Origin of the sequence: Mesorhizobium sp. M7A.F.Ca.CA.001.08.2.1, from assembly GCF_003998455.1 — a bacterium.
GTDB lineage: Bacteria > Pseudomonadota > Alphaproteobacteria > Rhizobiales > Rhizobiaceae > Mesorhizobium > Mesorhizobium ciceri.
On sequence record NZ_RZPW01000315.1, the window covers coordinates 1 to 6,640 of the forward strand.

A 6,640-nucleotide genomic window follows, 5' to 3' on the forward strand; every position below is an offset into this window, starting at 1 on the left:
GCCTATGGCAATGGCCGCTCCTACGGCGATTCCTGCCAGAACGGGGCCGGAGCGGTCGTCGATATGCGATCGCTGAACCGGATCCACGCCTTCAACGCCGAAACCGGTGTTCTCAAGGCGGATGCCGGCGTGCTGTTGTCCGACATCATCGCCCACGCTGCCCCCTACGGCTTCTTCCCCGCCGTTGTGCCAGGCACACAATTCGTCACGCTCGGCGGGGCCATCGCCAATGACGTGCATGGCAAGAACCATCACCGGCGCGGCACCTTCGGCTGCCATGTCGAGAGCTTCACGCTGCTCAGGTCCGATGGAAAGACCCATCGCTGCTCGGCGACAGACAATGCGCGGCTGTTTGCGGCGACGATCGGCGGGATGGGGCTGACCGGCCTCATTCTGTCGGCCTCGATCCGGCTGATGCGGGTGCATTCCCTCGACATCGTCGAAAGGGCGACGCCGTTTCGTGACCTCTGCGAATTCTTCGACCTGGCCGCGGCGGCCGATCAGGCCAACGAATATGCGGTCGCCTGGATCGACCAGCTTGCCGGCGGTCGCAACAGCGGTCGCGGCCTGCTGCTCACTGGCAATCACGCCGAGCACGGCTCGCATGCCGCTTCGCGCGCCGGCGGCAATTTCTCGGTGCCGGTCCAGCCGCCGTTCAACGTGCTCAACCGGCCGTTCCTGACCGCCTTCAACGCTGCCTACAGGTGGAGGAAGAGCCGGGCAACGGTGCCGCGCCAGGCCGGCTACCAGGGCTTCTTCTTCCCGCTCGACGGCGTGCGCGATTGGAACCGGCTTTATGGGCCGAAAGGGCTGTTCCAGCACCAGAGCGTGGTGCCGGAACAGACGGCGCGCGAGGCCGTGCCGGCATTGCTGGCGGCTGCAAGGCAAGCCGGGCAGGGCTCGTTCCTCACGGTGCTGAAACGCTTCGGCTCCATCCGCTCGCCGGCGCTGCTGTCGTTTCCGCGTCCCGGCTACACGCTGACACTGGATTTCCCCAACAGGGGCGCCGCGACGCTGACATTGCTGCGGGAGCTCGACCGCATCACGGTCGAGGCCGGCGGCGCGGTCAATCCGTACAAGGACGCCCGCATGGGGGCCGAAATCTTCGCTTCGTCCTTTCCCGAATGGCAGCGGCTGGAAGCGCTCCGCGACCACGCCTTCATGTCCGACTTCTGGGCGCGCACCGCGAAGAGATTGGATACGCGGCGAGGCTCGGTCGAGGCTGCCGAATAGATAAAATCCGAATAATTATTGGTTAACAGATGGTTGATAGCGCGATTCACTCAAAACAATGTTGGGACTTCACCAAATGTTTGCGGGTTTGTAGTAGGAAGCGTGAAGGGGTGGCTTGGAACTCATGAAATACATCGTCTTCATTCTCTTTACAGTCATGACCAATGCCGCGGCGCAGCTGATGCTGAAGCAAGGCATGATGTCGCTCGGACCGATCTCGTTCGAGGGCGTCAATCCGCTCGTCAAGCTGCTGCAGATCGTCTTCAGCCCCTGGGTGTTCCTTGGCCTGTGTACCTTCGTCATCTCGATGGCCTCGCACCTCTATGTGCTGTCCAAGGTCGAGCTCTCCTTCGCTTATCCGTTCCTCAGCCTCGCCTATGTTGCCGTCGCCATCTTCGCTTATTTCGTCTTCCGCGAGGACCTTAATGGCTGGCGGATCGCCGGCATCGCCTTCATCTGCGTCGGCACGGTGCTGATCGCGCAAAGTGGCCGGGATTTGGGTGGGCAAGGGCATGAGGACCAGGCCGCTTCCATCACGCCCGACAAGATCCAAGCAAACGAGATCGTTCGATGAGACATATGATTTTCGGCGGTGACGGTTTCGTCGGCCGCCATCTTGCCCCGAAGCTTGTGGCCGATGGTGAAGAGGTTGTCGTCGCCGACATCGTCAAGAGCGACCTGCCGCATTACCGCAGCGTCCGCTTTATCCAATGCGACGTCACCGATCCGGCCTCGGTCGCCGCGATTGGGCTGAAGGCCGACGACATGGTCTACAATTTGTCGGCCAAGATGCTGTCGCCGATCCAGGTGCGCGCCAAGCGGCATGACTTCTTCTTCCCTGTAAATTTCCATGGCACCGAGCACATCATGCAGGCCATGGACGGAGCCGGTGCGTCAAAACTCGTCCACTACACGACCGACATGATCTACGGCCACACGGTCACGCAGCCTATGACCGAGGAGCACCCGGTGGCGCCGCTGGGCGAATATGGCTGGTCGAAGCAGAAGACCGAGGAGCTGGCGGCCGAGTGGCGCAAGCGCGGCATGTCGATCTCGCTGTTTCGCCCGCGTCTGATCATCGGTCCCGGCCGGCTCGGCATTCTCGAAAAACTGTTCAAGCTGATCGACTGGAATTTTCCGGTGCCGATGATCGGTTCGGGCAGGAACCCTTATCAGTTCATCTCGGTGTTCGACTGCGCCGAAGCCGCCCGCGCGGCCTGGAAGGCCGGCGTGCCAAACGAGGCCTATAATCTGGGTTCGCTCAATCCACCGCCCGTCAAGAAGCTGCTCGGCGATCTGATCAGGCATGCCGGCTCGAAATCGATCCTGATCCCGACACCGGGTTGGGCGGTCAAGCGCACGCTGGACCTGCTCGACCTGATGAACATGCCGATCATGGACCCAGAACAGTATCTGATCGCCGACGAGGAATGCGTGCTCGACGTGTCCAAGGCCGGGCGTCAGCTCGGCTGGGCGCCGCAATATCGCGACGAGGACATGCTGATCGCCGCCTATAGCGAGTACCGCGCCAAGAAAGCCGGGCACGCGGTCGCCACCAAACATGTGCCCGCCGAATAGCGGCTCGCAAAACAGCTTTCGTTGCGCACGATTACGGTCGTGCGTGCAGACAGGAGATTGAAATGACCGTCATGGCCAAGCCCGAACAGACGAATGCGCGCACCATGGTCAGTGCGCCGGCGCTGTCGCCCGCCACCATCGCCAAGCCCAACCTGATCAGCGTCGAGCAGGCCAAGGCGATGGACGTCGCGGCAATGACCGACCTGTTCAAGGCGCATCTCAACCCCGGCCAGCTGCATTTCATGAAGCTGCTCGGCTTCCACAAGATCAAGATCGAGCGCGCCGAAGGCATGTTCTACATCGACCAGAACGGCCGCAAGATCCTCGACTTCTTCGGCGGCTTCGGTTCGCTGGCCTTTGGCCACAACCATCCGCGCATCCTGGAAGCACGCAAGAAATTCCAGGAGGAGAAGCGCCAGGAAATCGCCATCGCCTTCATGTCGCAATATGCGGCGGCACTTGCGCACAACATCGCGAAATGCTCGCCCGGCGATCTCGACATGGTGTTTCTGGGTTCGTCCGGCTCGGAAGCGATGGAAGCGGCGGTTAAGCTCGCCGAGCGCGCCGCCGGTCCGAAGCGACCGAAGATCGTCTATGCCGAGAATTCCTTCCACGGCAAGACCAAGGGCGTGCTCGGCATCACCGACGGCCAGCTCTACCGCGCCGACTTCAAGGTGGCCGAAAACACGGTCCGCATCCCGTTTGCCGACATCGAGGCGGTCGAGCGCCTGTTCCGTTCCGACCCGGAGGTCGGCGTCATCGTGCTGGAAACCATCCAGGGCGGCGGCGGCATCATCCAGGCGCCTGCCGAGTACTGGCAGAAGCTGCGCGCGTTGTGCGACCAGTATGGCGTGCTGTGGGTCGCCGACGAAGTTCAGTGCGGCTACGGCCGTTCGGGCCGCTTCTACGCCTTCGAACATTACGGCGTCGTTCCCGATGTGACGGCGCTGGCCAAGTCTCTCGGCGCCGGCAAGGCGGCGGTCGGCGCGATGATTGCGCGGCGCGAGGTCTACATGAAGGCCTATGGCACGCCGAAAACGGCGATGATCCATGCCATGGCGACCTTCGGCGGAATGGGCGAGGCCTGCGTCACCTCGATCGAAGGGCTCAACGTGCTCTACGACGAGGGCCTGATCGACAATGCCGCCGTCACCGGCGACTATTTGCTGCAGCGCCTGCAGGCGCTCAGGGAAAAGTACCCCAAGATCATCAAGGATGTGCGCGGCAAGGGGTTTATGGTCGGCCTGGAGTTCCACGACTTCTCGCAGACCTTGCCGATGGTGCTGCGGCCGATCGTCAGCGTGCTCGACGACAAGCTGAAGGGCTCGCTGTCGGGCTTCGTCGGCGCGCTGCTGCTGCGCGACTACGACGTGCTGGTCGCCTTCACCGAGTACAACCGAAACGTCATCCGGCTGGAGCCGCCGTTGATCTGCCAGCGCGAGCATGTCGACCGCTTCGTCGATGCCTTCGACAGCCTGCTGTCGCGCGGCATCGTGTCGATCGTGAAGGATTTCGTCAAAAGCCAGGTTCGTTAAGCGAGTTCGCTGGGTACAACGATGCTGACCAAGTCGCCCGCTCCACAAAACCCACTCGACCGGCTCACCGGAGCCGGCCTGGCGTGGGGCGAGGGGACTTATGCGCGGCTGGCGGCACCGATCGGCGCTGCGGCCTTCGCGCTCTACATCCTTTTTACAGCGTTCACGGCATGGGTGATGCCCGACGCCAACTGGGACATGCTGCCCTATCTCGCTATATCGGAGGAGGGCACCTATCCCAATGCACAAGCCCTGCACGACTATGCCTACAACACAGTCAAATCGGGCGTTTCGGCAAGCGATTATAAGGCGCTGACCGATGATGGCGGCGGCTTCCGCAGCCACATGACAGAAAATGCCGCCGATTTCCATTCGCTGCTCGGCATGTACAGGATCAAGTTCCTCTACGCCGAGGTCCTGTCGACGATGAGCGCGGTGATGTCGCCGGTCGAGGCGATGCGCCTGGTCTCAGTGGTCTCGGTTCTGCTGTTCGGCGCGATCGCCCTGATGTGGCTGCGCTCCGAGGGGGCACTGGCCTTGGCGCCTGTGGTCGGCGCGATGCTGATCATGGCCGATTTCGGCGATGCGGCGCGCGCTTCGACGCCGGATCTGCTCACGTCAGCGCTGCTGCTCGGCGGGCTCTATGCCTATGTCCGCGGGCGCGAGATGGCGACCGCGATCCTGCTCTTCCTCGCCTTCATGGTGCGGCCGGACAACATTGTTTTCCTTGCTGTTTTTACCGTGCTGCTGGTCGCCTTCCGGCAGAAATCGTGGGGCGCGCTGGCCGGCTTTGCCGCTTCCTTCGTTGCCTATTTTGCCATCTCGCACTGGGCGCATCATCCCGGCTGGTGGCCGCATCTGTGGTTCTCCAGCATAGAGCAGCATTACAATATGGACGGGTTCGAGCCGCCATTCTCCATCGTTGCCTATCTCAGGGCATTTGCCACCTCGCTGCTGCGTGCCGTCAACCTGAACAGCTGGGTCGGGGTGTCGGTGCTGGCACTGGCCGGCTGGTTTGCCGCCTCCCGCGCCGGCTTCCGCCTCGATCGCCGCGCCGGCATCCTGTTTGCGGCACTGGTGCTCGGCGCGCTGGCGAAGTTCACCGTCTTCCCGATCCACGACACGCGCATCTATTTTCCGCATCTGATCCCGCCATTCCTGCTGCTGGCGACGCCGCTCATGGCGTTGTGGGCGGCCGCGGCTCGCGGTCAGAATCGCGCTGCCATGCAAATCATTCCTGGAGACAAGTCATGAGTTCGCTATCCAGCCTGGCGCGCGTTGCCCTGTCGCTCGGTCTTCCCAGTGGCGTTCTCGACCGCGGACCATCGCTGCGCGGCACGAAGTTCCTGGCCAAGGCGGCGCTGAAGGCGCGGTTTGGTGGGGCAGGGCGGCCGTTCCAGATGGTCAATGTCGGCGCCTGCGACGGCGCGCTGTTCGACGATGTGACGCCGTGGCTGCACCGCATAGCTGGCGCACGCGCGATGCTGGTCGAGCCGATCCCGTACAATCAGAAACGGCTGCGCGCCAATTATCCCGACACCGGCCGGTTCATCATCGAGCCGGTGGCGGTGACAAAGGCCAAGGGGACGATCACCGTCCACACCTTCGATGCCGCCGCGCTCGAGTCCGGCACGCTGCCCATCGAATTCATCGGCTGTTCGTCGGTCACCGACACCAATCTGATGTCGGGCAAGAATGCCTGGGGCGAGGCCGACGCCAACTTCAACAAGTTCGCCCCGCACCTCAGGGACATCGAGGTGCCATCCGAGACCTTGCAGACGCTGCTCGACCGCAACGGCATCATCCATATCGATGCCTTCCTCGTCGATTGCGAGGGCGCCGACTGGATCGTTTTCGAACAGCTCGACCTCAAGCGCTACCGCCCCGGCATGATCAAGGTCGAGGTTGGCGCGCTGCCGGCCGCCGAGATCGGCCAGGTCGTGGTCAAGCTGAAGACATCAGGCTATCAGGTCGGCTTCCAGGCCGAAGACATCTGGGCCTTCGCCTGAGTTAGCCCACCGAAAAGCGAACCGCCCCAGGCGCCCGATGTGAAGCATTCTGCCGTCTGGTCGCTCGGCTTTTTGCCAATGTCGCAAACAGGCTTCAATCGCCCTGCCGCTCCGCCCTATAGTCCGCCCGCTTTATCACTTTGGAGTCGCGGGCAATGGCAGAGTTTCCGAAAAAGGCGAGGGTCGTCATCGTCGGCCTGGGCGGTATTGTCGGCGCATCGATCGCCCATCACCTGATCGAACGCGGCTGGGATGACATTGTCGGCATCGACAAATCAGGTATCC

Annotated in this window: 6 protein-coding genes and 1 pseudogene; all 7 read left to right on the plus strand. The window is 62.5% G+C overall.

The genetic code is table 11. The features are described 5' to 3' along the window. On the plus strand, nucleotides 1-1,233 hold a 1,233-nt coding region (locus tag EN914_RS19015; protein ID WP_164778796.1), incomplete at its 5' end, for an FAD-binding oxidoreductase. Between the two features lie 124 nt (nucleotides 1,234-1,357). Further along, a complete protein-coding gene (locus EN914_RS19020; RefSeq protein WP_024501326.1) occupies nucleotides 1,358-1,807 on the plus strand; it encodes an EamA family transporter in 450 nt (149 codons plus the stop codon). Beyond that, nucleotides 1,804-2,811 carry an NAD(P)-dependent oxidoreductase gene (locus EN914_RS19025; RefSeq protein ID WP_024501325.1) on the plus strand — a complete coding sequence of 336 codons (1,008 nt, stop codon included), beginning with the start codon at nucleotides 1,804-1,806 and terminating at the stop codon, nucleotides 2,809-2,811. The genes EN914_RS19020 and EN914_RS19025 overlap by 4 nt, the downstream gene beginning before the upstream one ends. Nucleotides 2,812-2,915: 104 nt before the next feature. After that, nucleotides 2,916-4,346, plus strand: a complete 1,431-nt coding sequence (locus EN914_RS19030; protein WP_196815379.1) for an aspartate aminotransferase family protein — start codon at nucleotides 2,916-2,918, stop codon at nucleotides 4,344-4,346. A 21-nt stretch (nucleotides 4,347-4,367) separates the two neighbouring features. Continuing rightward, nucleotides 4,368-5,600: a glycosyltransferase 87 family protein gene (locus tag EN914_RS19035; protein WP_024501323.1), complete on the plus strand. Its 1,233-nt coding sequence runs from the start codon at nucleotides 4,368-4,370 to the stop codon at nucleotides 5,598-5,600. Continuing rightward, nucleotides 5,597-6,355 (plus strand): FkbM family methyltransferase, encoded by a 759-nt coding sequence (locus EN914_RS19040; protein WP_024501322.1) that lies wholly within the window; start codon nucleotides 5,597-5,599, stop codon nucleotides 6,353-6,355. The genes EN914_RS19035 and EN914_RS19040 overlap by 4 nt, the downstream gene beginning before the upstream one ends. A 155-nt stretch (nucleotides 6,356-6,510) precedes the next feature. Continuing rightward, a pseudogene (locus EN914_RS19045) lies at nucleotides 6,511-6,640 on the plus strand (FAD-binding oxidoreductase); the annotation flags it as partial.